The sequence below is a fragment of the Hymenobacter radiodurans genome (assembly GCF_004355185.1).
GTDB lineage: Bacteria > Bacteroidota > Bacteroidia > Cytophagales > Hymenobacteraceae > Hymenobacter > Hymenobacter radiodurans.
This window is the reverse complement of record NZ_CP037922.1, coordinates 1,958,736-1,981,017: the sequence shown is the minus strand read 5'-3', so window position 1 is coordinate 1,981,017 and position 22,282 is coordinate 1,958,736. Positions and strand designations below refer to the sequence as shown.

The window sequence follows — 22,282 nt, the reverse complement described above, 5'->3', positions numbered from 1 at the left end:
TAATTCCGTTAAAGCTCAACTATGACCAAAATTAAGTGTTGGTTATTATACACAACAAACTGACTATCAAATATTTAACTTTGTAAGTAAGGGCCTCAGATTAAAAAAATTAATGTACCTACACAGGTATTTGCGTGTCGATTGGGTTGCCAACGCATGATAAAAGCCTCAATTAGTGACGCAGTACGAGGGAAATCTGGGCTACGAATGACGACGTAAGACCCAGCGCTGAGTAGCACTCTATTAGGATGAGATAAGTCATTTAGTCATTTGACGTTCATCATTTTACAGGCGCAACAAATTGACGATCTTTAGATAGTAACTAATTCCGGCTGTACACCAGCAAATCGTCTAGGCTTTACCCCCGCTCTGCTCCTTCACTTCTCTCACTGAAATCTATTGGCTATGCAACCGACCTTCGTAGTTCTGACCGATTTGTCGCGCTCTGCGGAGGCGGCGCTGATGTATACTACTCGCCTGGCCCAACGCCTAGATGGGCGACTTGTACTACTGCATGTATTTCTGGACCCCGTGCTGGAACCGGAAGTATCAATGGTGGCGGCGCCGGTGCTAGTGGCCAGCCGACAGGAGATTATGACCAATATGGTACAGCGGGCCAGCACATTGCCCGTGCCAGCCGATACCGAAGTCGTTGTTGATGTGCTAAGTGCAGCGCTGGCCAATGTGGTGCAGCAACACCGTCCTTTGCTGCTGGCGCTGGGGCGGGAGGAGCCCGATAACCTGCTGGACCGGCTGGTGGGCAATCGTGCGGTTCCTATTCTGCAGGACGCGCATCATCCCTTGCTGCTCGTGCCAGAGAGATGGCACGATGCGGAGCTACCACAGCGCATTATAGTCGCCACCGATGCTCGTCCTTTCTCGCTGAGTGCGCCTTCACTGGCGTTAGCGGAGCTATTTAATGCCCTACAGCCTGAGACGACCGTCGTGCACGTAACGGCCGGACATGGCCCGTCGAAAGCGGAAGTGGGGCTGGCATCAGCGCAACAAACGGGGTTATTTGGCGAGCTTTCCAACAATAGCTTGTACGAAGTGTGCGAAGAAGCTCCGGCCGACGGCATTCTGCACGCGGCCGCGGAGCTGCAGGCCCAGCTTCTTGTGCTGCTGGCCCGGCCGCACTCCTTCCTTGGGGGGCTTTTTCACCATAGCGTCACGGCCGATATCCTGCGTCGTAGTCCGGTGCCGGTGCTGGTGCTGCCCACCACGAAGTAAGATTAGGCCAACAGGTTTTGGCCGATTTCTTACTATCGTATTCATTTCTGCTCCTGCTTATGCGTGTGTATCAGCACTGGTTTCTAGCCTTAGTGCTTACCTTGACGCCTTTTCTACGGGCAGTTCCGGGTGCGCACGCCTCGCGCAGTTCTACCAGTGTGGAGGGAAGCCAAATCGCACCCAAAGTATCCGCCCGCATTCAGGTTCTTCTCCGGCCTAAAGCGGCGTGGGCTCAACACCAGCAGCCCGCAGTAGACTTAAAGGAAGCCCGCAGTTTTTACACAAAGCGCCGCTTTTTGCCGGCCTGGAGCACCGGCCTAGAGCCCAATGCCACTGGTCGCGCTGCTCTTGCGTTGTTAGTTGGGGCCGAAGACTACGGCCTGCAGCCGAGCGCCTATCATGCGTCGGCCTTGTTAGCCCTCACCGATTCGATAACCTGGCCCACGTCCGTCGCACGTCAGCAAGCCCAGCAGGCCCGCTTTGAGGTACTGCTCACCGATGGCTTGCTGCAGTTTGCCAAGCACCTGCGCCGGGGCCAGCTCCACGCCTTTGTGCCGTCGCCCTTGGAAAAGGCAGAAGGCCCATTTGACCCGGCCGTATGGGTCAGCAGCGCCCTCGAAGCGCCGGACTTTGCGGCTGCGCTGCTGCGCTGCCAGCCCCGCCACCGCGAGTACCAGCAGCTCCAGCAGGCGCTAGTCAGGTGGCGGCGGCAACCCAAAGGGCCCGATTCGGTAGCTCGGCAACGAAAAACGGAGCAGATAGCCCTCACCCTAGAGCGCTGGCGCTGGGATGCCATCCCCGATTCAAGCTACGTGCTGGTGAGCTTGGCCGCACACACCATGGAAGTAGTGGACAACGGCCGCGTGCGCCAAACCCACCGCCTTGTGGTGGGCCGTCCCGATAGTCCCACTCCCACGCTCAGCAGCCGACTTACCTCATTTACGGTGGCACCGGAGTGGCATGTGCCACATAGTATTGCCACAACCGAAATTCTGCCTTATCTGAAGGAAAACGCTAAGTATCCCTCGGAGCACGATTTCTTGGCCGAAAACAACTACTCCCTCTACGATGCCAAAGGCCGCCGCCTAGATCCCAAAACGGTGAAATGGCAGCACGTGACAGCAAAGAATTTTCCGTACAGTATTCGTCAAAATCCGGGGTGTGGCAACACGCTGGGCAACATTATCTTTCGCTTTGCCAACCCGTACTCCGTCTACCTGCACGCGACCTCCGAAACCAGCGATTTTGAGTTGACCAACAGGGCCTTGGGCCATGGCTGCATGCGTACGGAGCGCCCCATGCGGCTGGCCTCCTACTTGCTCGGCCCCGATAGCACCAGCGTAGCTCTACCTTCCGAAGCCGAATGCGAAGCCGCCCCCAAGCCGCGCACCATTACGCTGAAGCGCCCCATAGCCTTTCACATACGCTACGCCACGTGCGCCGTGGTGGCGGGCGAACTCAAGTTTTATCCCGATGTATACGGCCGCGATGAAGCATTGCGGCGGCAATTATTTGCCCCCCAAAACAGCCCGCGCTTGCCGGTAGCCCCAATTGAGTAAAGCTTTCTCACTACTTCACTTGGCTTAGCTAAGGCGCGGGCGCTTGGGCTTGTTTCTTCTGTTGCCGGCGAAAGTACCCTCGCAGCAGGAAGTTGTGCTGCAATGCTTCCATGTTTCGGCTGAAGCCTTCAGTGCCTTTTTCCACGTTTTGCAGCGTTCGGCGCAGCTGCTGACTCATGGCAGTATCAACCAGCAAGGTATTGAGGGGGCCACCACTGGTTTGCACTTGCTGCTTCAAGGATGCCATGGTGGCGGCCAGCGTATCGGAAGAGCTGGCGAGCTGGCGCGTGGTGTAGCGCATCCGATTGGCGAAGGATGTATCGGTGAGCAGGTAGCCAGCTGGGCCGCGTCCTCGGCGCACGTCGTTGGTGATACGCTGCAAATCGAGGGCGGAGGCCTGTAAGGCGGCTGTAGTGCTGGCGGCACGGCGCAGAGTTACGCCCAAATTTTCAGCTAATTGCTGATCGTCTAACACCTGCCAGATGGCTTTACTGCCATTGAGCTTGCTCGTAATCTGGCGCAGGTCTTGGGTAATGCCCACCAGATTTTTGTTCGATATATCGAGCGTATTGAGCATATCCGCCACGGCCAAGGGTTTCTTGGTGCGCAGCATGTCGCCGGGCTCAATGGGCGGCGCTGGAGCGGCCACTGCGTTCAGGTTGATGATGGTATTTCCCACCAAGCCATCGGTGCCGATGGAGGCTACGGCATTCTTCTTCACAAAAGGCTGTACATCACGGTTCAGGTGTATGACGACGCGCACTGTGCTGTCGTTTACAATCTGGATGCGGCGAACGGTGCCTACATCGATGCCGGCCAGGCGCACGTTGTTGCCGATCAGTAGCCCCGATACATTCCGAAAATCGGCCATTACCTCCAGCGACGAGCCAAACAGATTCTGCTTGCGCCCCAGCAGAAACAGAACCGCCATTAGGCAGCCCACTCCTACGGCCACAAATAAGCCCAGGCGAATATGATTACTGGCGGTAGATTGCGGCATCTTGCTTAACAATAAGGGAAAAATGGAAGCTTTACATACCTGATATTTGTATCTGGGGGGCTTTTTTACGGAGCGTATCAGACAAAAAACTCGCGAGTATCTGGGTCGTCCAGTTGCTGCAATTCCTGGTAGGTACCTTCGGCGTGGCAGCGCCCATCCACCAATAGCGCCACTCGGTCGGCGGTGAGACGCACGCAATTCATATCGTGCGAGATGATAAGGGCGGAGGTGGTGTACTTCTGCTGCACCTCACGAATAAGCTGGGAAATTTCACGCGCCGTTATCGGGTCGAGGCCGGTGGTGGGCTCATCATACAGAATGATTTCGGGCGGGATGATAAGGGTGCGGGCCAGGGCAATGCGCTTACGCTGTCCGCCCGACAGCTCGGCCGGCATCTGATCAATGGTATCAACCAATCCTACATCGTCCAAAGCCTGTAGCACCATGCTTTCCTCCTGCCCCGGCGGTTAGCCATCGAGTGGCGCCGCAGCGGAAACAGTAGGTTTTCGCGTACCGTCATGGAATCGTAGAGAGCATTGCTTTGGAAGAGGAACCCCACTTTAGTTCGTAGTTGGTCCAGCTCATCGTGGCCAAGCGCGCCTACGTCTTGGCCCAGCACCGTAATTCGGCCCGCATCGATAGGCAGCAGGCCGATAATGCATTTTATAAGCACCGACTTACCCGAGCCCGACTTGCCCAGCACCACCAGGTTTTCGCCCCGGTGCAGGGTAAGCGAAAAATCCTGCAGCACGTGGTTATCGCCGAATGACTTACTCACGTGCTCCACCGTGAGCACCTCCTCGGCAGGCGAGGCGACAGTGGAAGCTGACAATGGGGCAGAATCAGGAAGCATAGGAAAGCGTTCGAGTAGCTATTTCAGCAGTTGGTACGTTGTGATTATAGCACTTATGAGCACTAGGGAAGTGTAGATGAGTTTGGTATTCTTGGCCAGCCAGTTCGGCAGGTAGATATCGAAATTATCGGCCGACGAGTCGGAGTATTGCCGGGCCAGTATCGTCAGCGGACAGAAGAAGCTGAAGCCTACGAGCACCAGTCCTTCCAGCGCTACCAAGCCGTAGCCCAGCCAAAGCCAGTGGTCGAGCTGGCCGGTAATAGCTGCGTAGAGTAGGTAGAAAATAACGACGTTAAAAAACAGCCATATCAGTGTGTGAAGTCCTTTTATGAGACTCAGTACCAAATCCTTACTCATGGCCTTGATGATTAATGTCAGAGAACAATACTCAAATGGCTACCCTTAACTCAGTTGAGGCCAAGAACACTCGTAATCTGTACGGCCAGCAAATCGAGCAGAAAAATGACCAGCGACGACACAACGACCGCCGAGTTGGCTGCTCGTCCCACGCCCTCCGTTCCTTTGTTGGCGTAATAACCTTTGTAGCAGCCAATTATACCAATAGCAAAGCCAAAAAAGAAGGTTTTGATAACCGCTGGCACGACATCGCCAAAGTTCAGGGTAGAGATGATGTTGTTGGTGAACAGGGCCAGTGTAGTGACGCCTTTCAGATTGATACCGACGTAGGCCGCATACAGGGCAATGGCGTCGGCAAGTAGGGTGAGCACCGGCAGCATGAGCGTGGTGGCCAGCACCCGGGTTACTACTAAGTATTTAAATGGGTTTGTGCCAGCTACTTCCATGGCGTCAATCTGCTCGGTTACGCGCATCGAGCCCAGCTCGGCCCCAATGCTGGAGCCGATTTTGCCGGCAAAAATCAGCGCTGTAATAATGGGGCCCATTTCGCGAACGATGGTCAGCCCCACCATGGTCGGAATCCAAGATTCGGCCCCAAACTGTGCCATGGTGGGCCGGCTTTGCAGGGTGAGTACTATACCCATAATAAACCCCGTGACCCCCACCAGCGGCAGCGACTGATACCCAATGACGTAGCATTGATAGAGCAGTTCCTGCACCTCGTAGCGGGGCCTGAAACCATGACGAAAAAATCGGAAGGCGAAGCTCGTAATGGCCCCCGTTTCGGCCAGGATAGTACTGTTCATCGCATTGGGTCAGTCAGTGAAACCAAGGAATCGTGGCTGGAAGCGTTCAATGAGCTTCGGCAGCGCCACTCAGCACCCAATCTATTGGGGCGCGGGCTTCGGCCGGTCGACGGTGGGCAGCAACAACACGGGCACCGTGCTGATGCGCACGACCTCGGCGGCCACTCCCATGTTGAAAATGCTGCTCAGGAAGGTGCGCGGCCGGGCCAGTATCACCACCATATCGGCCTGAATATCAAGGGCGGCCTGCACAATGCCTTTGCTGCGTGGCTGCCAGCGAATCTGATAGGTTGTGTACTTGGTCTCAGCCGGCAGCAAGCCGCTCTGGTGCACCGTGGCCTCGGCCCGGCTGATGCCACCATCGGAGGGGTCGTGGGGAGTGGCGATATGCACAATGGAATACTGCGCCGACCAGCTCTCCAGCACCGACCGAAATGCAAGGGAAGAGTCGGCTAGATGAAACTCCTCGCCGTCGGCGGCTACGGCCACCAGCCGGGGCAGCGGCAGCACAGGATCCTGCGCAACGTCGGTTTCTTCCGGAACCAGGAGGAGCGGCAGGCCGGTCTGCCGAAGTGCGGGCAGGGCCTGATTCATCAGCATCTCATCGAGCACATCATGCTCTGCGGCCAAGCCCATTACAAGCATCTGCGGCTGCCACCGGCCGATCAACTCCCCCAGCACATCGTGGAGGCTGCCTACCTCACTTTCCACAACGGCTGGAGCGGGCAAGTGCCGGGCCAGCGCCGCCAGCGCATCCAGCGTATCGCGGCGCTCCTGCCGGTAGTACTGCTCGGGAATAGTAACCAAACCCAGCTCCGGTTCGAGCATCGGCATATTTTCCAGATGCAGCAAAATTACCTGACCATTAGCGGCGGCCGCCAGAAGCGCCGTCAGGTAAACCGCCCGCTGCGACTTGGGGGACAAATCTGTGAGTACCAGAAAGGAAGGTTCCATGACGGGGACGTAAAATGGTGGCCGAAAAGACTGTATCTAAAGCTTCGTGATTTATTGCGGTTTAGTAATAAGAAACAACACTTTTTGCCATGACTTTCATCACTTCTTTCTGCCGAAATCAGATACGGCTTAGTTGCCGCTAGACAGTTATTGGGGGCTTTTTTCGAAAGGCACAGCATTGACAAGGCTCTTTCCTTGCTCGAAGTCGGTGATATTTTGCAGGGTAATGTGGGCGATACTATGGAGCGCGTTGGCAGTAAAAAAAGCCTGATGGCCGGTTATGAGCACATTGTTGAAGGAAAGCAGGCGCATGAACACGTCATCCTGAATGACCTTGCCCGATAGGTCTTCGAAAAACAGGTCGCCCTCCTCTTCATATACATCCAGCCCCAGGTATTTGATTTTCTGTGACTTAAGTCCCTTGATAACAGCCCTGGCATCAATAATTGCCCCCCGGCTGGTATTAATCAGCATCACCCCATTTTTCATCTTCGCAATCGACTCCTCGTTGATCAGATGATGCGTTTGGGGCGTGAGCGGGCAATGCAGCGAGATAATGTCGGACTGGGCATAGAGCGAATCCAGGTCGGTAAGCTCCACTCCTATCTCCTGGCACTCCGCGCTAGGCTTGATATCAAAGCCCAGCACCCGACACCCAAACCCCTTCAGAATACGGGCCGTGACCATGCCGATGGTACCGAGTCCGATAAGGCCCACGGTGCTGCCGTGCAGGTCAAAACCCATCAGGCCAGTCAGGGCGAAGTTACCTTCCCGCACGCGGTTGTAAGCGCGGTGCGTCTGACGATTAAGGGTCAGAATCAGCGCCAGTGTATGCTCGGCCACGGCGTAGGGCGAGTAGGCCGGCACCCGCACGACGGGCATATTCAGCGCCGCCGCAGCTTTGAGGTCCACGTTGTTGTAGCCCGCGCACCGCAGCGCCATCAGCTGCACACCGTTGTCCGACAGTTGGTGCAGCACAGACTCATTCACCACATCGTTCACAAACACGCACACGGCCCCTGCTCCCTGGGCCAGCACGGCCGTGTGAGCGTTCAGCGGCACTTCCAGAAACTGAAGTTGGTGCCCAAACTCCCCATTGGCTTCGTTGAAGTACTGCTGATCGTAAGGCTTGGAGCTAAAAAACGTGATGTTCATGCGAGATGGATAAGAAGTAAAATCGGGAGGCTTAAGCGTATTCCATAAGCCAAAGGCTACTCGCTAGGCGTAGCGTTCAGCTTGCTCCCGAACGGGGCAGGCATCGTATTGTCTTTGCTAAATATACAACCTAAAAGCCCCCCAGCAGCGAAAATTCCGTATGCAAACCCCACTATCCCAGCACTATTGGTTCGTGGCAGTTGGTGGCCGGCCCAACACTCATTTTCATCTTCTGGGGGCTTTTTCAGACCTTAAGTAAGAGGATTTACTTCGCCCCTCGCGTCAGTAGGCAAATAGCTTTGTCTTAAGCTGCTAGTGCGTCTTATCCGGGACGGGGCTCTCATTATTCCTTGCTACTTCAAAATATAAATCGGATAAATAAATTATGAAACTATGTATGTACATTAAATGTATATACATTTGTAAAGCATTTAGCACTTCAGCCCCCATTATTTGCCTGCTATTGCTAGTGCTGAGAAAGCGCTTGCACCCGGATCGAGCTCATTTATGATCCTGGCCATCTTAATAATTGAACACTGATCATGAGAACTGCCCCCACAACTTACCCCGTCAGCGACCTGATTCGGCAACGCTGGAGCCCACGCTCTTTTACCAGTCAAGAAGTAAACCCAGAAGATCTCAATCGTGTATTTGAAGCTGCCTCGTGGGCTTCGAGCGCCATGAATGAGCAGCCCTGGCGCTACATATACGCCGATCAGTCGGACCCGGAAGCGTTCAACCGCTTGCTGGAATGCCTGGTGCCCGCCAACCAAGTCTGGGCCAAACATGCGCCCGTGCTCATCCTGTCGCTGGTAAAAACGCATTACGACAACGGCCACCTAAACCCCAGCGCCCTACACGATGTGGGCGCCGCAAACGCCACGCTGACACTCGAAGCTACTGCCCTCGGCCTGTCGGTACATGCCATGGGAGGCTTTGATAGAGACCGCACCCACGAGCAATTTGAATTACCGGCGAACTTTGAACCGGTTGCTTTCCTGGCACTTGGCTACGCCGGCCCGGCCGAACAGCTAGACGAGCCTTTGCGCAGCCGCGAAAATGCCCCCCGTCAGCGTAAGCCCCTAAGTGAGTTCGTATTCACGCATCAGTTGCCCGTCGCGGTATGAAATTCAGCATCACTCGGGCCGCCGAACGGGGCCGCAAAGACATCGGCTGGCTAAAAAGCAACTTCACTTTTAGCTTTAGCAGCTACGCCAATCCTGAGCGCAATGGCTTTGGCCTGTTGCGCGTGTTCAACGACGACTTCGTGCAGCCGGGCAACGGCTTTGGCATTCACCCGCACACCAACATGGAGATTATTTCCGTGATGCTGGCCGGTAGCATGAACCACAAAGACACCCTGGGCTACACTGAAGTGGTGCACCAGGATTGGGTGCAAATCATGAGCGCCGGCACCGGCATGCGCCACGAGGAGCACAACGTAGGCGACGACGAGGTAAATTTCCTGCAAATCTGGATCGAGCCGAAGCTGCAGAATATTGCCCCCCGCTACCAGCGCCGGCAGTTTCCGGAAGCTAAGCGTAAAAACCAGCTGACTACCATTGTCAGCAACGAGGAAGGGCAGGCGCATTGCTGGATCAACCAGAACGCAAAGCTTTCCTTAGGCTATTATGAGGCACCTCAAACGGTAGATTACCGTTTTAATCCGCTGAATAAAGCCTTGTTCCTATTCGTCATCAGCGGCAGCATTATGCTGGACGGGCAGACCCTTCAAGCTCGGGACAGCATGGGTATCTGGGAAACTGACCACGTTAGCTTGGAGTGCGCGGCGGATACGCGGTTTTTACTGATCGAAGCACCCATTAATCATTAGGTACAGTTTGCATTGTAGATAAAAAGCCGGCGGTTGCAAACCACCGGCTTTTTTGCGTTTAGGTTAAATGCGTGCGAAGGATTGAGGCTCTGGATAATTTGAGAATGGATACCTTACTTTTTCAGATTGGAGACGGCCGATTCTCTTGATAAGTTTACATAAAACACCTTATCAGACAGCCAATTTTAACGAAATGCCTAAACTGTTTCAGGTAGGATGGGAGGTGAGTTGGCGTCTAGTTGCTTCGCTTCTTGGCTTCTACAGTAGTGCCTTCATCGGCCGATTCGTGCAACTCCACTTCCGGGGTGAGTACCGCACGCCCGTCTCTTGGAGCATTTCTCAAGGCCTGTGCTTCTACACCTTTTGCCTAGTGGCCATTGCGTTAGCTATCGGATGCCGAATGATACGTCCGGCACAACGGATTACTGCAGTAGTCGGAGCCTGTTTTGGTGCGGTGCCTTCGCGGGCGCCCTGGACCGCCCCTATCGTTTGCTGTTGATGATTACCTGCGGTCAAGTTGGCTTGCTGACGCCGAGGTTAATCGAGGAGCTTGTGGACAAGTGTATTCGATTAAAAAGCAACGCTGTCGCTCGTTAACAACCACCAGGCCCTAGTTGGTTTTTTTGCTACGACCGCAGGCATCTGCCTAACGTAAGTCGACTTATTGGACTATTCCCTAGCAGATTTTATGTCACCGGCCGTTTGAGGTTACTAGAGTCAAAATGCCAATATGAGTAATCAGCCACCGCGAAACCGCGCATAATTTTCTAACAGCGCCCGAATATTGGCCGCCCCCACCGGATTGGCCGAATGCACGTTGAAGCGTGGCACCAGTAGTTGCTGCTCCACCAGCCACTTCGCGCAGTCGTATCCGCTTTTGCGCTCGCAATTGTGTGCCTCGTCCCAACCGAGGTCGTGGTCAAAGGATATTTCGTCGGGTACTCCCAACTGCTCAATGGTGGCCACGAACTCTTCGAAGCTGCGCACGACCGTCCAACCGCTGCCGCGAGGCGTGCGCAGGTCGTCGAGGTAGAGCTTGTAAAAAGTAGTCATACTAGTAGTGTGGAGAGGATTTCAGCGGCTGGTACTGCTTTATCCGCCGTTCTTACCAAGGAGTGAGTGGAGACTAAGAGCCCACTTCAGGCTGAGTTAGCCGACAAACTTACCTACTTCTACTGCCGAGGCCATCGTGCGATGAGCATAGTTTTGCTAGCAAAGATATCTGCCTTAGGAACTACGGCAGTATACGCTTACTGGCTTTTGCCAAAGGAAACCTAGTTAGACAAAAGGAAGATGCGAGGGCGCCTCATCAACTTGTAGTCTTCGCGGAAACAGTCATTAACATAATTTGTGTGGCTGTTGCAAAAGTCAACTTCCTGCAGGCGTGCGAGGTTGGTAACGTATGCTCGGCTTTCATCCCATTCGGACTTCGCTGCTGAAGCTGGTGCCTACGCGCCATTTCTACCAGCAACTGCTGCAGACCGTCGATTTCAGCTTCGTACGGTCCCTTTTTGCCCCTTTTTACAGCGCGGGCGGCCGTCCCTCGCTCGATCCGGTCGTGTTTGTCAAGTTGCTCTTGGTGGGTCACTTGGAGAACATTACTTCGGATCGCAAACTCTTGGAGCTGGCGCAATTGCATCTGGGCATTCGCGCCTTTTTGGGCTATGACCTGGCCCAGCCCTTGCCCTGGCACAGCACCCTGTCGCGGACGCGGCAACGCCTGCCGGTGGCCGTCTTTGAAGCCTGCTTTACCCACATCGTCGGCCTGTGCATCCAGCAGGGCCTCGTCAGTGGCCATACCCAAGCGGTGGATTCGGCCTACATCAAGGCCAATGCGTCCATGAGCCGGCTCCAGCCCAAGCGTTCGAGGGCATCTACGGAGGCAACCAACACTGTCGACCCTACCAACGCCCCGCCCATCACCGCTTCGGAGGACCGCCTGCAGCATATTCAACGCTTCCATGCCGCGATTCGTAAGGCTGCCCCGACCAAAAGCGGACGACTGGTGAGCAACCTGACCCACTACAGTCCGGCGGATCCGGAGGCCCGGATTTGCTTCAAAACGGGCAAAATTCGCCAATTAGCGTACACCGCCAGTGTGAGTGTCGACGCGGCGCAGCACGTGATCACCCACATCCACGCGGACCTGGCCGACTGGCGCGACAGCCGGTATTTACTCGCCATTGTCGACTCCACGCAGCAGCGCTTGCAGACCTTTGCGCTGGCTATGACCACCGTCGTCGCCGATGCCGGGTACAGCTCCGGGGAAAACTATGAGCAGCTGGAAAAGCGGGGCCTAACCGGCTATATCCCGGCCCATGGCAAGTATAAGGCCGAGCACGCCGGGTTTACCTACGATGCGGTGACGGACCGCTACACCTGTAGCCAGGGCAAACAACTGGTTTTTGATAAGCTGATCCTTGATCGGCAAGGCAACCCGAAGAAACGCTACTGGGCGAAAGCCGCCGACTGCAAGCACTGCCCGCTGGCAGCGCAGTGTAAGGGGAAGAAGGCGCGGGAAAAACGCCTGCATCATACGGTCTACAAAGGGCAGTACGATCGCATGCTGGCGCGCTTAGCTACCCGCGTCGGCCAACGCATGCGCCGGCTGCGGGCGTCGACGGTCGAACCGGTCTTGGGCAGTTTAATTACCTATTTCGGCGTACGCCATATCACCAAAAAAGGCCAGGCAGGGGCTGCCAAGGTGCTGTATGTAGCGGCGATGGCCTACAATCTGAAGAAGTACCTGCGCTTTAACTCCTGGCAGCCCGGCGGGTGCGAGTTAGTGCTTCCAGCACCGGCTCCCTTTCGTTGGCTTCTACTCTCCTTTTGCAACAGCCACTTGTGTTATAGCTGATGCCTTGAAAAAGTATTATACTCAATCCATGATAAGTCAGCTTGGCGATAATAACTTTCCGTTTTCTAGCCCATGAATCGTTCATTACCTAACTATCCATATTGTGTTGTTATTATGGCTTTTGACGATAGTTTTATTTCGTTCTATTATGCGTGCACACAAGTATTCTTACTTACATACTGCCTGTAGGTAAGGGATAAACGCATAGTCGCTTTTCGGAAGTGACTTAATGCCTCTGACTGCCGCTTGAATATTTCCAGCACTGCACTTTTATAATGAAGCTCGCAGGCTCAACGCTCTGTTTCTATCAGAATAAGCCTGCCGTATCTTTGCTGCATGAAGCCGCCATTATTCCATCCGGGCCAGCAGGTTATCTGCACCAACGATGACTTTACCCTGTTATTGGTGCAGAATCCGAATATTCAGACTCCTAAGCGGGGCCCTATTTATACCGTGCGGGGCGTCTATGATACGCATCGGGGCTACGGTATTACGCTACATGAAATCAATAATGCCGATGTAGCACCGGGCTTTCCGGAGGCCAACTTCCATGAGTCGCGCTTCGCGCCGGTGCCGCCGCTGGAAGAGATCGAGCTTGCGGAAGTAATGGAAGAATACCACACTGCATAACTCCCATTACCCGCTTCATTGCCCGGCTACTGCTCCTACCTTCTCCTTTGGGAGCTTTTTGCACTTTACTCCCCTGGCTGCTCGTCGCTTATACCCAGCACATAAGCGTAAGGCAGGAGCTCAGAAACAGGCACATAGCTGCTGCTATATCCTTTCTAGCTTCCACAATGAGTTCCCCGGTACTCGGATCGTATTGGTTTTTCATATACCAAGGCAGTTAGATTATTTAGGGAGCGCGAAAGCAAACACGTTGCCAGATATTTCTCGAAAAAGATATTTAAGACCCCCAATCTGAGGTGCATAAAGTCCGGCTGGAGCACGTAGTAGCTTAGTGAAGAGCACTTTGAATTTTGATCCATCTGCCCTTAATTCTACTTGAAGCGCTGATTGAATAGAACAAAACGCATAAAATATTTAGATCAAAAAGTAGGTTAGCATCACAATCTAGAAAACGCTATATTAGGTCATAAAGGTGTGCGGATATTTAGAATCCCATTCAAATGCTGACTACGAATTTTTATATACTCAAGCCCTTACTGTCAGCCTATTTATCTTACTGCCTTTGCTTCCGTCGCGATTTATGCATCTACTTCACTTCACCAGATTCAAGCTATGGATACGCAACTGGAACAAATTAGAGAGCAGCAGAAAGCAACATGGAACAAGTTTTCGCCAGGCTGGCGAAAATGGGACGACTTTACGATGGACTGGCTGAAGCCCATGGGCGATGAGATTATCAAAGCCCTACAAATAAAATCGACTGACACGGTGCTGGATATTGCGGCCGGTACCGGGGAGCCCGGCCTCACGATTGCGACCATGGCCAGCCGCGGAAAAGTGGTTATCACTGATCTGGCGGAAGGAATGCTGGAAGTAGCCCGCGACAAGGCTAGCAGAAAAGGTATCACCAATTATGAAACCGTGGTGTGCGATGTCAGCGAGCTGCCCTTCGACGATGCCACTTTTGATGCCGTGAGTTGCCGGTTCGGATTTATGTTTTTCCCGGATATGCTCTTGGCAGCCAAGGAAATGGCGCGGGTACTGAAGCCGGGGGGCAAAATTGCGGCTGCCGTATGGGGCGTGCCCGATAAAAATGCGTGGGTTACCGCCATCATGGGCACCATCCAGAAAAATATAAGTTTGCCCGCTCCTGCGCCCAGGGCACCGGGCATGTTCCGCTGTGGCAGTCCGGGCTTTTTGGCTGATCTGTTCAAACAGGCTGGCTTTAAGCACGTTTCGGAAAAGGAGGTAACCGGCAAGCTAACCTGCGGTGACAACGAGCGCTACTGGAATTTTATGAACGAAGTGGCGGCTCCGGTGGTAGCGGCCCTGAGCAAAGCGGATACCGCAACCACAGAAAAAATCAAACAGCAGGTATTTGAACTGGTCGATCAAAAATATCCCGATAAAAAAGCGGCGCTTGACTATGGAGCTGTAGTAGTCATGGGCGAAAAATAGAGAATTGCACTTTGCCGAAGGCGTCTTACCTTCGCTTTCTCCCTCCACTCCTGCTTACATAACGCCGGCTGTTCATGTCTCAAGTTCCTGCTTGGTTACTCCCCGAGGACGAAGCCGCCCGGCTGAGCAGCCTGCGCTCCTACGACCTACTGCCAGCCCTCCGCGAAACAGTTTTCGATGAGCTAGTAGCGCTAACCGCCCGCATTTTCAGTTTGCCCATTTCGCTCATTGCCCTCGTCGACGAAGAACAGGTGTTCTATAAAGCAAATCATGGGATGCCGGGCAATGAAAGGCAGCCCCGGGAGGAAGCCTTGTGCTCTACGGCTATTCTCAACCAAAAAGCCGTGGTGTATCAGGATGTGGAAGAGGAACAGAACCCGCTGATTACGGCGCAGGCCGCGCAAGCCGCTCGTACCAACCAACTCCGGTTTTACGCGGCAGCCCCTTTGCGCATGCCCGACCAGCAGCCCATTGGAGCGCTGTGCATTATTGACCGGCAGGCTAGAGTATTCAGCGAGGATGAGCAGCGCATGCTGGAGAAGCTAGCGGCCGTGGTCAGCCATACAGTAGCCGTAAGGCAGGTGTGCCGTACCCAGCCGGATGGCGAAAAGCGCTGGAAGATGGTGCGAATGCAGTTGCAGGAAGAGGTGCAGGCGCTGCGGGCTTTAGTGCGCTATCTGCTCACGCGCTACGGTACCACCGTGCCCGTACCATCGGTTCTGCTGGCGCAGTTTGAGCGCCGCCTGCCCGACCTGCACGAGTTGCTCGATCAGTATCAATACCAAGAATAGCGACGCCACCAGCGCTATTTATCTGGTACGTTTATAGCCTAATTTGCCCCCCAGGCAGGTTTCCAGGCCTGCTAGTTCAAGCCTACTTTGCCTTTCATCGTCTCAAATAGCTTGACGGAATCGAAGCCCACGCCTTTCTTAAACACGATTTCCATGCGACGTACTTGCTGGATATCCTGCTCGGGGTCGCCATTGATCAACACTAAATCGGCTTGCTTGCCAGCCTCGATAGTGCCAATTTCTTTCTCGCGGCCTAGGTAAATCGCGCCGTTCAGGGTACTGATTTTGATGGCCTGCACGGCCGTAAAGCCGCCTTCCACGAGCAACTCTAGCTGGCGGCGGTTGGAGTAGCCCGCGATAGTACGGCCGGCGCCCGTTGGGTCGGTGCCGGATACTAAAAGCCCCCAGCGTCGTAAAACTGCTTTTCCCAGACCATTTCCTTTTTGAATAGGCGTAGGCTGGCCGTGTCCTTATTCTGGTTTTGCTGCCAGGTGGCTTGCTCGCGCTCCTGTAGCTGCGGAATCAGGGCCTCCAGTCCGCCGCCCAGCACTACTTCGCGACCGGTATACGGCTCGAACACAGGCAGAGTAGACGTAAGCGCTACCCGCTTGCTGACCAGGAAGCTAATCAGCTCTTTCATGGCGGGGCTATTGACCGGCAGCTTCAGCAGCGACTGACGCGCGGCAGGATAATCGGCTACGTCAGGGGCTTTGTTGGGCATAAAATCAGAACTGGCCATAAAGCCGTGCTCGAGGTTATCAATCCCAATTTCGGCTGCTTCGCGATAGGTAATTGAAGCTAAATGACCCGTAACCTTGAGGTTGCGCTGATGGGCGGTTTGCACCACCGCCTTCAAGTCGGCGCGGGTGGCGTGCATGTACATTTTAAAGGAAGTACAGCCTTTATCGGCCCAAAACTTGGTACTCGCGGCCGCATCTTCGGGGCCATTGATGGTATTCAAGGCCGGAATATCTAAACTCGGTTCCTCCATGTAGGGCGCCGTCACGTCCATGTCGGGCCCGATGAGCTTGCCTTCCCCAATCAGGCGCTTGATGGCCAAATCAGTTTGAGGTTCAATGCTGCCGGCGGTGCGAATGGTGGTAGCACCGCCGGCCAGATACAGGCGCGGAAAGGAGTACGGCATTTGGGCAATGTTGAAAAAGCCCCCCATCGGCATCGTGTAATATAAATGCTCGTGCAGCATCACTAGGCCCGGAATTAGCGTCTTGCCGGCGCAGTTGATCACCTTCGCATCGGCAGGCACTTTTACCTTTTTCACGGGCCCCACTTGCACAATTCGGCCTTGCTTGAGGAGTACGGTTTGGTGCAGCAGCGCCGGCCGGCCAGTACCATCAATGACTTTCGCATCAACCAGAGCCACGGACGGATCCTGCACTTTGATAAACTCCTGCACTTGCGAGGTAAACTGCTGGCCTAAACTAGGTACACAGAAGCTCAGAAAGAGGACAGCGCTCAGCACGAGATACCAACGAGTAGAAAAAGCCATAGAAGAAGGAAATTGGCGTGAAATGCATGAGTATACGATAGCACTGCCCCATCGGGGTGGCAGCCGCATGATTTGGCTGAGCCTAAAGTAGCGCTTAAAAACGTCAGCCAGGATACCTACTGCGGCAGATACAGGTGAAACGTAGTACCCTGTCCCTCCGCACTTTCGACCTCAATTTGCCCCCCAGCCTGGGCTACCAGCCGATTGACCAGATATAGCCCAATACCTACACCCTCTACCTCGGGGTGAAAGCGCCGGAAAAGCTGGAATAGGTGGCTCCGATGGCGCTCAATATTAATTCCCCGCCCGTTATCCTGCACGCTCAATACGGCCACTCCATTTTCCAGCCTTGTACTTACCCGGATACGGGGTGGCCGGCCCGGCTCGGCGTACTTGAGTGCGTTGCTAAGCAGGTTGTAGAGAATACTTTGCAGAGCGGTCCGCGCAATGCGCAAGGTAGGTAGCGCGGTAAAATCAAGCGTAAACACATCCTTTACCTCCCGGGGCTGCAAACTGCGAACAATCTCCTCCGAGAAGGGTAGCAAGTCTACGGCTTCGGTGGCGGCCTGCTCCAGCTCCCGCGGCCGCTGTACTACCTCCGTCAGCCCTTCGATCGTTTTCAGAATCTGCTGCAAAGCCTGATCAAACATGCCGATCATCTTGTCGGCTTCCGGGTCGTGGAAGGTGGCAATGGATTTGAATTCGGCTAGCAGTCCCGCCATATTATGAATCGGCTGCTTGAGGTCGTGGGAGGCGGTATAGACGAAGCCGTCCAGGTCGGCATTGATACGCGTGAGCTGCTCATTCTGACGCTGCAACAGTTCCTGCTGCTTTTCAGCTTCCTCCTTCGCCCGCAATAGTTCGTCTTCGTACTTGCGCCGATCAGTAATATCAAATAGCGTAACGCGAATGAGCAGCGGATTGCCGTCGGTATCGCGGCGCAGCACCGCATTCATCAGCACGGGCAGCGTGGTACCGTCTTTGCGGCGCAGGGAGTAGCTTAATTCCCGCACCTGTCCCTGCAAGATGAGCAAGGGCGCACAATGCATTTCGTAGTGCAGACGCCCACCAATCGTAAATAGCTCTTGCAAACATAAACGAGCCACCAGTTCCTGGCGCGTGTAGCCCAGCAAATCCAGTAAAGTCTGATTGAGCTTCACCAAGGTGCCATCGGGCAGACAGGAACAGTAGCCGCAGGGCGCGTGCTCGTAGAGGTCGTCCGGATTTTCTTCCGTCAGCCGCAGGTCTAGCTCGGGCAGTGGCTTTTCGTCAGCCTCGCTCATAGGCTTGACACGGCGGGCACAGGTTCCAAAAATGCCTTAATAGCCTTTATAGTGATTTCTGGAGCGCTCAAATGGGGGCAATGGCCCGAGGTATCCAGCACCACCAACTGGCTATCGGATATCTGCTGGTGCAAAAAGCCCCCCACGGCCACCGGGGCCAACGCATCGTGTGCGCACTGCAAAATCAGGGTTGGAGTGCGTACCAGGGGCAAATCGGCTCGATTATCTGACAGGAAGGTGACCCGGGCAAAGTGCCGGGCAATGGTCGGATCGGTGTTGCAAAAGCTATTGTTGAGCTCCTCCGTCAGCGCCGGCCGGTCAGCGTGCCCCATAATCATGGGCGTGACAGCCCCTGACCACCCCAAGTAGTTGTTGTCCATGGTTTCCAGCAGCTCCTCAATGTCAGCGGCCTCAAATCCGCCAGTATACCCCGCATCGTTGAGGTAGCGCGGTGAGGGCGCCACCAGTACCAGCCGGGAAAAAATTTTTGGCTCCTGAATAGCGGCCAGCACCCCAATCATGGCGCTTACGGAATGGCCCACAAAGACGGCATCTGTCAGATTCAGAGCCCGTGTTACGTCCAGAATATCCTGAGCATGAGCAGCTAAGTTATTGTAGCGCGCTGGGTCGTAAGCCGTAAGGTCTGACTGTCCGGCTCCTACCAGATCAAGCAGTACTACCTGGTAGCGCGCCTCGAACGCTGGGGCCACCAGCCGCCACATACGCTGGTTGCAGCCAAAGCCATGTACAAAAACCATGGCCTGTGAACCAAACCCACTCACCTTTACATTACTGCGCTTCAAGACGTCCATAGCTGCGAATCTATCCGGTTATACGAGCCCAGCACCATCTTGATGCTTTACTGAACCGTAAAGGTAGACGCGCCTGCTAGCAACCTCAAGTATAGGCAGCTACAATTTGACGTTAGAAGATCAAGCGTTCTTAAATAGAGCTTACCTGAAACTCCCCTTGCGGCTGGCTCCGCTCCTGCTGCACAGGCTGCTTTTGCCGACTCATCATCAGCAGGTAGGAAATGGCTGAGATAAAGAAGCCCACAAACCACGCGTAGTCGTATACCGCCACCAGCCAGGGCCATACCGTATCCTTTGGAACAAGGCCAGTGACGGTCAGAAAGCCGGGGATATTGGGCAAAATGCCCCCGCCAGCGCAATGAGCGCTCTGGTATTAAAGCCGTTCTGATAAGCATAGCAGCCCGTATACTGATACAGGTCAGGCAGGTGCAGCTGTTGCTGGCGAATGAAGTAATAATCGGCAATCATGATGCCCCCGATGGGGCCGAGCAAAGCTGAATAGCCCACCAACCAAGTAAAAATATAGCCCGAAGGATCCGCAATGAGCTTCCAGGGAAAAATCAGGATACCGATGACGCCGGTGATGTAGCCGCCCGTTTTGAAGCTGATATGGGCGGGGGAAAGGTTGGCAAAGTCGTTGGCCGGACTCACAATATTGGCCGCGATGTTGGTGGCCAGCGTGGAAAGAGCCACGGCCACCATGGCCACGCTCACCAGCAGCTTACTATCAAACCGACCCGCCAGCACCACCGGGTCCCAAATCGTTTGCCCGTAAATAATAAAGGTAGCCGAGGTGACCACCACCCCGATAAAGGCAAACAGCGTCATGGGCAAGGGCAGCCCCAACGCTTGCCCCACCACCTGCGCGCGCTGGCTTTGAGCGTAGCGCGTAAAGTCCAGAATATTCAGGGATAAAGTGGCCCAAAAGCCTACCATGCCCGTCAGGGAGGGAAAGAAGAAGGCCCAGAACTCCGCCGAAGTGGCGAATTTGGCCGGCTGCGCCAGAATTGGCCCCAGACCATTCCCCGCCCGAATAGCCCAGAACAGCAAAGCCAGCGCGGCAAACGGCAGAAAGAACGCCTTGAACACCAAGAGCTTCCTAATACTGTCGACGCCCAGATACACCACGTAGATATTGAGCAGCCAAAAGAGCAAGAACATGAGCGCCGGACCCGTTTCCAGCGACCACGAAGGCGGGAATAGGGCGGGCAGCGTGGCAATGCCCGGCACCCACAGTTTTACCATTTGATAGAGTGCGTACCCTCCTATCCAGGTTTGGATGCCGAACCAGCCGCAGGCAATAATGGCGCGCATCATGGCCGGAATATTTGCCCCCCGCACCCCAAAACTCACCCGAGCAAACACCGGAAACGGAATGCCGTACGTCGCGCCCGCCCGCCCGTTCAGAATCATCGGGGCCAGCACGATGCTATTGCCTAGGAAGATGGTCAGGATGGCCTGCCACCAGTTCATGCCACCTTCAATGAGCGAGCTGGCCAACATATAGGTCGGAATGCACAGGCTCATACTGATCCAGAGCGCGGCGTAATTCCAGGTGTTCCAGGTGCGTTCACTTAAAGCTATGGGGGCCAAATCCTCGCTGATCAGTCCGGGATCTGGGGGGCTTTTTATTGGCTGCTTGGTCGTTTCCATCGAAAAATCAATTTAGCCAAAATCTACATAAACACCTGATTTACTTAGCAATGACACCTTACATATATAGCAGCAAATAACCTACTCTTTCTTGGCCATAGCTGCTTTTTCTGGCGTTGGTAATTCTAGCTGCCGAGCTTTGCCGGGCAAGGTTTTGTGCTTTTCTTTTCCCAGCGCCGCAGTCGGTTTGGGTACCCAATGATGGAGTCCGCCGGCCCGCTCGTCGTTGAATTCGGTGGGAATGTTGCCGGCCAAGGTGCGCTCCTTCCAGGTCAGGTGCTCGGTACCATCATCCGTCCGGTCCATCGTAATGCAGTTTTCAACGGGGCACACCAGGGAGCACAGGTTGCAGCCCACGCAGTTTTCCTCAATGATTTCGGGTATGCGCGTGCCTTCCCGCAGGGCAATGGCTTGGTGGGCGCCGTCTTCGCAAGCCGTGTAGCAGAGTTGGCAGCCGATGCACTTGTCTTCGTGAATGTTGGCCGTCACCTTGTACTTCAGGTTCAGGTCTTCCCAGTGCTTGACATTGGGTAGGGCTTTGCCCACCATGTCATAAATAGTATGGAAGCCTTTCTCCGTCATGTACTGCTCCAGCCCGGCAGTCATCTCACGGATAATGCCGAAGCCAAAGTGCATGGCGGCCGTGCACACCTGCACCGAGCTAGCCCCCAGCAATATGTGCTCCACCGCGTCGCGCCAGTTCTCAATGCCGCCAATGCCAGAGATGGGCAGCTGCACGTACGGGTCCTGGGCGCAGTTTTTTACCATATTCAAAGCAATTGGCTTCACGGCCGGACCACAGTAGCCGCCGTTCGTACCCTTGCCATCCACAATCGGGTAAGGCGCGAACAAATCCAGATCTACTCCCACGATGCTCTGGATGGTGTTGATTAGCGAAATAGCGTCGGCCCCGCCCTCGCGGGCGGCCCGCGCGGGCTCCGTGACATCGGAAATATTGGGCGTAAGCTTCACAATCACTGGTATTTGCGCCACTTCCATCACCCATTCCACGATGGTGCGCAGCACGTCCGGCTCCTGGCCCACGGCCGAGCCCATACCCCGCTCGCACATGCCATGCGGGCAGCCAAAATTCAGTTCGATGCCATCGGCACCGGCAGAAGTTACGTCGCGCACAATCTGGTGCCATTCCTCCCGGCTTTGCACCATCAGCGAGGCAATGACGGCGTGGTGGGGAAAGTGCTTTTTCACTTCCTCGATCTCGCGCAGATTGTCGACCAGCGGGCGGTCCGAAATCAGCTCAATGTTGTTGAAGCCAATCAGGCGCTTGTCGCGGTAGTTCACGCCCCCGTAGCGGCTCGATACGTTCACGACCGGCACGCCCAAGGTTTTCCATACGGCCCCGCCCCACCCCGCATCGAAGGCCTTCATCACCTGATAGCCCGAGTTGGTTGGCGGCGCCGAGGCCAGCCAGAAAGGATTTGGCGACTTAATTCCGGCGAAGTTTATGGAGAGGTCCGGCATGGAAGAGTCAGATAAAAGAACGCCGTAAAGAGCGTTCGAGCGGGAGCTGAATTAGAATCCT

23 protein-coding genes are annotated in these 22,282 nt (G+C 54.8%); 8 read left to right on the top strand and 15 right to left on the bottom strand.

The window, feature by feature from the left end; all coding sequences use genetic code 11:
- Positions 1 to 405: 405 nt before the first annotated feature.
- Positions 406 to 1,230, top strand: coding sequence for a universal stress protein (locus EPD59_RS09395; protein ID WP_133272551.1), 825 nt, complete (start codon positions 406 to 408; stop codon positions 1,228 to 1,230).
- A gap of 17 nt (positions 1,231 to 1,247) precedes the next feature.
- Positions 1,248 to 2,789 carry a L,D-transpeptidase scaffold domain-containing protein gene (locus tag EPD59_RS09390; RefSeq protein ID WP_133272550.1) on the top strand — a complete coding sequence of 514 codons (1,542 nt, stop codon included), beginning with the start codon at positions 1,248 to 1,250 and terminating at the stop codon, positions 2,787 to 2,789.
- A gap of 28 nt (positions 2,790 to 2,817) precedes the next feature.
- Here EPD59_RS09390 and EPD59_RS09385 read toward each other — a convergent pair whose 3' ends face one another.
- The 7 genes from EPD59_RS09385 to EPD59_RS09360 all read right to left on the bottom strand — a co-directional run bounded on the left by EPD59_RS09385 (position 2,818) and on the right by EPD59_RS09360 (position 7,914).
- On the bottom strand, positions 2,818 to 3,789 hold the full coding sequence (locus EPD59_RS09385) for an MlaD family protein (RefSeq protein WP_133272549.1): 972 nt from the start codon (positions 3,787 to 3,789) through the stop codon (positions 2,818 to 2,820).
- A 77-nt stretch (positions 3,790 to 3,866) separates the two neighbouring features.
- Complete coding sequence (locus EPD59_RS23660) at positions 3,867 to 4,235, bottom strand: ATP-binding cassette domain-containing protein (RefSeq protein WP_317128505.1); 369 nt, start codon at positions 4,233 to 4,235, stop codon at positions 3,867 to 3,869.
- Positions 4,208 to 4,642: an ATP-binding cassette domain-containing protein gene (locus EPD59_RS23655; RefSeq protein WP_317128504.1), complete on the bottom strand. Its 435-nt coding sequence runs from the start codon at positions 4,640 to 4,642 to the stop codon at positions 4,208 to 4,210. The genes EPD59_RS23660 and EPD59_RS23655 overlap by 28 nt, the downstream gene beginning before the upstream one ends.
- An 18-nt stretch (positions 4,643 to 4,660) precedes the next feature.
- Entirely contained in the window at positions 4,661 to 4,999 is a 339-nt protein-coding gene (locus EPD59_RS09375) for a hypothetical protein (RefSeq protein ID WP_133272548.1), read from the bottom strand.
- 50 nt (positions 5,000 to 5,049) lie between these two features.
- Complete coding sequence (locus EPD59_RS09370; protein ID WP_133272547.1) at positions 5,050 to 5,805, bottom strand: MlaE family ABC transporter permease; 756 nt, start codon at positions 5,803 to 5,805, stop codon at positions 5,050 to 5,052.
- An 81-nt stretch (positions 5,806 to 5,886) separates the two neighbouring features.
- Entirely contained in the window at positions 5,887 to 6,759 is an 873-nt protein-coding gene (locus EPD59_RS09365) for a universal stress protein (RefSeq protein WP_133272546.1), read from the bottom strand.
- 147 nt (positions 6,760 to 6,906) lie between these two features.
- Positions 6,907 to 7,914 (bottom strand): 2-hydroxyacid dehydrogenase, encoded by a 1,008-nt coding sequence (locus tag EPD59_RS09360; protein ID WP_133272545.1) that lies wholly within the window; start codon positions 7,912 to 7,914, stop codon positions 6,907 to 6,909.
- A gap of 542 nt (positions 7,915 to 8,456) precedes the next feature.
- Here EPD59_RS09360 and EPD59_RS09355 point away from each other — a divergent pair.
- A complete protein-coding gene (locus tag EPD59_RS09355; protein WP_205703513.1) occupies positions 8,457 to 9,041 on the top strand; it encodes a nitroreductase family protein in 585 nt (194 codons plus the stop codon).
- Positions 9,038 to 9,748 (top strand): pirin family protein, encoded by a 711-nt coding sequence (locus EPD59_RS09350; RefSeq protein WP_133272543.1) that lies wholly within the window; start codon positions 9,038 to 9,040, stop codon positions 9,746 to 9,748. Before EPD59_RS09355 ends, EPD59_RS09350 begins: the two co-directional genes overlap by 4 nt.
- A 738-nt stretch (positions 9,749 to 10,486) precedes the next feature.
- Here the strand turns inward: EPD59_RS09350 and EPD59_RS09345 are convergent.
- Positions 10,487 to 10,801, bottom strand: a complete 315-nt coding sequence (locus EPD59_RS09345) for a cyclic-phosphate processing receiver domain-containing protein (RefSeq protein WP_133272542.1) — start codon at positions 10,799 to 10,801, stop codon at positions 10,487 to 10,489.
- 349 nt (positions 10,802 to 11,150) lie between these two features.
- On the opposite strand from EPD59_RS09345, the gene EPD59_RS09340 reads away from it, so the two are divergent.
- The 4 genes from EPD59_RS09340 to EPD59_RS09325 all read left to right on the top strand — a co-directional run bounded on the left by EPD59_RS09340 (position 11,151) and on the right by EPD59_RS09325 (position 15,484).
- Positions 11,151 to 12,605 (top strand): IS1182 family transposase, encoded by a 1,455-nt coding sequence (locus EPD59_RS09340; protein WP_133272541.1) that lies wholly within the window; start codon positions 11,151 to 11,153, stop codon positions 12,603 to 12,605.
- 336 nt (positions 12,606 to 12,941) lie between these two features.
- Complete coding sequence (locus EPD59_RS09335; protein WP_133272540.1) at positions 12,942 to 13,235, top strand: hypothetical protein; 294 nt, start codon at positions 12,942 to 12,944, stop codon at positions 13,233 to 13,235.
- A 612-nt stretch (positions 13,236 to 13,847) separates the two neighbouring features.
- Positions 13,848 to 14,693 (top strand): class I SAM-dependent methyltransferase, encoded by an 846-nt coding sequence (locus EPD59_RS09330; RefSeq protein ID WP_133272539.1) that lies wholly within the window; start codon positions 13,848 to 13,850, stop codon positions 14,691 to 14,693.
- A gap of 74 nt (positions 14,694 to 14,767) precedes the next feature.
- On the top strand, positions 14,768 to 15,484 hold the full coding sequence (locus EPD59_RS09325) for a GAF domain-containing protein (RefSeq protein WP_133272538.1): 717 nt from the start codon (positions 14,768 to 14,770) through the stop codon (positions 15,482 to 15,484).
- Between the two features lie 71 nt (positions 15,485 to 15,555).
- Here the strand turns inward: EPD59_RS09325 and EPD59_RS21830 are convergent, their stop codons facing one another.
- The 7 genes from EPD59_RS21830 to preA all read right to left on the bottom strand — a co-directional run bounded on the left by EPD59_RS21830 (position 15,556) and on the right by preA (position 22,221).
- Entirely contained in the window at positions 15,556 to 15,843 is a 288-nt protein-coding gene (locus EPD59_RS21830; RefSeq protein WP_240731730.1) for an amidohydrolase family protein, read from the bottom strand.
- A gap of 35 nt (positions 15,844 to 15,878) precedes the next feature.
- Complete coding sequence (locus EPD59_RS09320) at positions 15,879 to 16,991, bottom strand: amidohydrolase family protein (RefSeq protein WP_205703512.1); 1,113 nt, start codon at positions 16,989 to 16,991, stop codon at positions 15,879 to 15,881.
- Positions 16,992 to 17,107: 116 nt separating this feature from the next.
- Positions 17,108 to 18,274 (bottom strand): PAS domain-containing sensor histidine kinase, encoded by a 1,167-nt coding sequence (locus tag EPD59_RS09315; protein ID WP_133272537.1) that lies wholly within the window; start codon positions 18,272 to 18,274, stop codon positions 17,108 to 17,110.
- On the bottom strand, positions 18,271 to 19,086 hold the full coding sequence (locus EPD59_RS09310) for an alpha/beta fold hydrolase (protein WP_133272536.1): 816 nt from the start codon (positions 19,084 to 19,086) through the stop codon (positions 18,271 to 18,273). Before EPD59_RS09310 ends, EPD59_RS09315 begins: the two co-directional genes overlap by 4 nt.
- A gap of 130 nt (positions 19,087 to 19,216) precedes the next feature.
- On the bottom strand, positions 19,217 to 19,426 hold the full coding sequence (locus EPD59_RS22420; protein ID WP_240731694.1) for a hypothetical protein: 210 nt from the start codon (positions 19,424 to 19,426) through the stop codon (positions 19,217 to 19,219).
- Complete coding sequence (locus tag EPD59_RS09305; RefSeq protein ID WP_240731693.1) at positions 19,402 to 20,739, bottom strand: NCS1 family nucleobase:cation symporter-1; 1,338 nt, start codon at positions 20,737 to 20,739, stop codon at positions 19,402 to 19,404. The genes EPD59_RS22420 and EPD59_RS09305 overlap by 25 nt, the downstream gene beginning before the upstream one ends.
- An 81-nt stretch (positions 20,740 to 20,820) precedes the next feature.
- Positions 20,821 to 22,221 (bottom strand): NAD-dependent dihydropyrimidine dehydrogenase subunit PreA, encoded by a 1,401-nt coding sequence (gene preA / locus EPD59_RS09300; protein WP_133272535.1) that lies wholly within the window; start codon positions 22,219 to 22,221, stop codon positions 20,821 to 20,823.
- Between the last annotated feature and the right edge of the window lie 61 nt (positions 22,222 to 22,282).

Bases quoted from the DNA above. Each gene is read 5' to 3' on its own strand.
- EPD59_RS09395 (WP_133272551.1), top strand. From the start codon at position 406: ATGCAACCGACCTTCGTAGTTCTGACCGATTTGTCGCGCTCTGCGGAG.
- EPD59_RS09385 (WP_133272549.1), bottom strand. From the start codon at position 3,789: ATGCCGCAATCTACCGCCAGTAATCATATTCGCCTGGGCTTATTTGTG.
- EPD59_RS23660 (WP_317128505.1), bottom strand. From the start codon at position 4,235: ATGGTGCTACAGGCTTTGGACGATGTAGGATTGGTTGATACCATTGAT.
- EPD59_RS23655 (WP_317128504.1), bottom strand. From the start codon at position 4,642: ATGCTTCCTGATTCTGCCCCATTGTCAGCTTCCACTGTCGCCTCGCCT.
- EPD59_RS09375 (WP_133272548.1), bottom strand. From the start codon at position 4,999: ATGAGTAAGGATTTGGTACTGAGTCTCATAAAAGGACTTCACACACTG.
- EPD59_RS09370 (WP_133272547.1), bottom strand. From the start codon at position 5,805: ATGAACAGTACTATCCTGGCCGAAACGGGGGCCATTACGAGCTTCGCC.
- EPD59_RS09365 (WP_133272546.1), bottom strand. From the start codon at position 6,759: ATGGAACCTTCCTTTCTGGTACTCACAGATTTGTCCCCCAAGTCGCAG.
- EPD59_RS09360 (WP_133272545.1), bottom strand. From the start codon at position 7,914: ATGAACATCACGTTTTTTAGCTCCAAGCCTTACGATCAGCAGTACTTC.
- EPD59_RS09355 (WP_205703513.1), top strand. From the start codon at position 8,457: ATGAGAACTGCCCCCACAACTTACCCCGTCAGCGACCTGATTCGGCAA.
- EPD59_RS09350 (WP_133272543.1), top strand. From the start codon at position 9,038: ATGAAATTCAGCATCACTCGGGCCGCCGAACGGGGCCGCAAAGACATC.
- EPD59_RS09345 (WP_133272542.1), bottom strand. From the start codon at position 10,801: ATGACTACTTTTTACAAGCTCTACCTCGACGACCTGCGCACGCCTCGC.
- EPD59_RS09340 (WP_133272541.1), top strand. From the start codon at position 11,151: ATGCTCGGCTTTCATCCCATTCGGACTTCGCTGCTGAAGCTGGTGCCT.
- EPD59_RS09335 (WP_133272540.1), top strand. From the start codon at position 12,942: ATGAAGCCGCCATTATTCCATCCGGGCCAGCAGGTTATCTGCACCAAC.
- EPD59_RS09330 (WP_133272539.1), top strand. From the start codon at position 13,848: ATGGATACGCAACTGGAACAAATTAGAGAGCAGCAGAAAGCAACATGG.
- EPD59_RS09325 (WP_133272538.1), top strand. From the start codon at position 14,768: ATGTCTCAAGTTCCTGCTTGGTTACTCCCCGAGGACGAAGCCGCCCGG.
- EPD59_RS09320 (WP_205703512.1), bottom strand. From the start codon at position 16,991: ATGGCTTTTTCTACTCGTTGGTATCTCGTGCTGAGCGCTGTCCTCTTT.
- EPD59_RS09315 (WP_133272537.1), bottom strand. From the start codon at position 18,274: ATGAGCGAGGCTGACGAAAAGCCACTGCCCGAGCTAGACCTGCGGCTG.
- EPD59_RS09310 (WP_133272536.1), bottom strand. From the start codon at position 19,086: ATGGACGTCTTGAAGCGCAGTAATGTAAAGGTGAGTGGGTTTGGTTCA.
- EPD59_RS09305 (WP_240731693.1), bottom strand. From the start codon at position 20,739: ATGGAAACGACCAAGCAGCCAATAAAAAGCCCCCCAGATCCCGGACTG.
- preA (WP_133272535.1), bottom strand. From the start codon at position 22,221: ATGCCGGACCTCTCCATAAACTTCGCCGGAATTAAGTCGCCAAATCCT.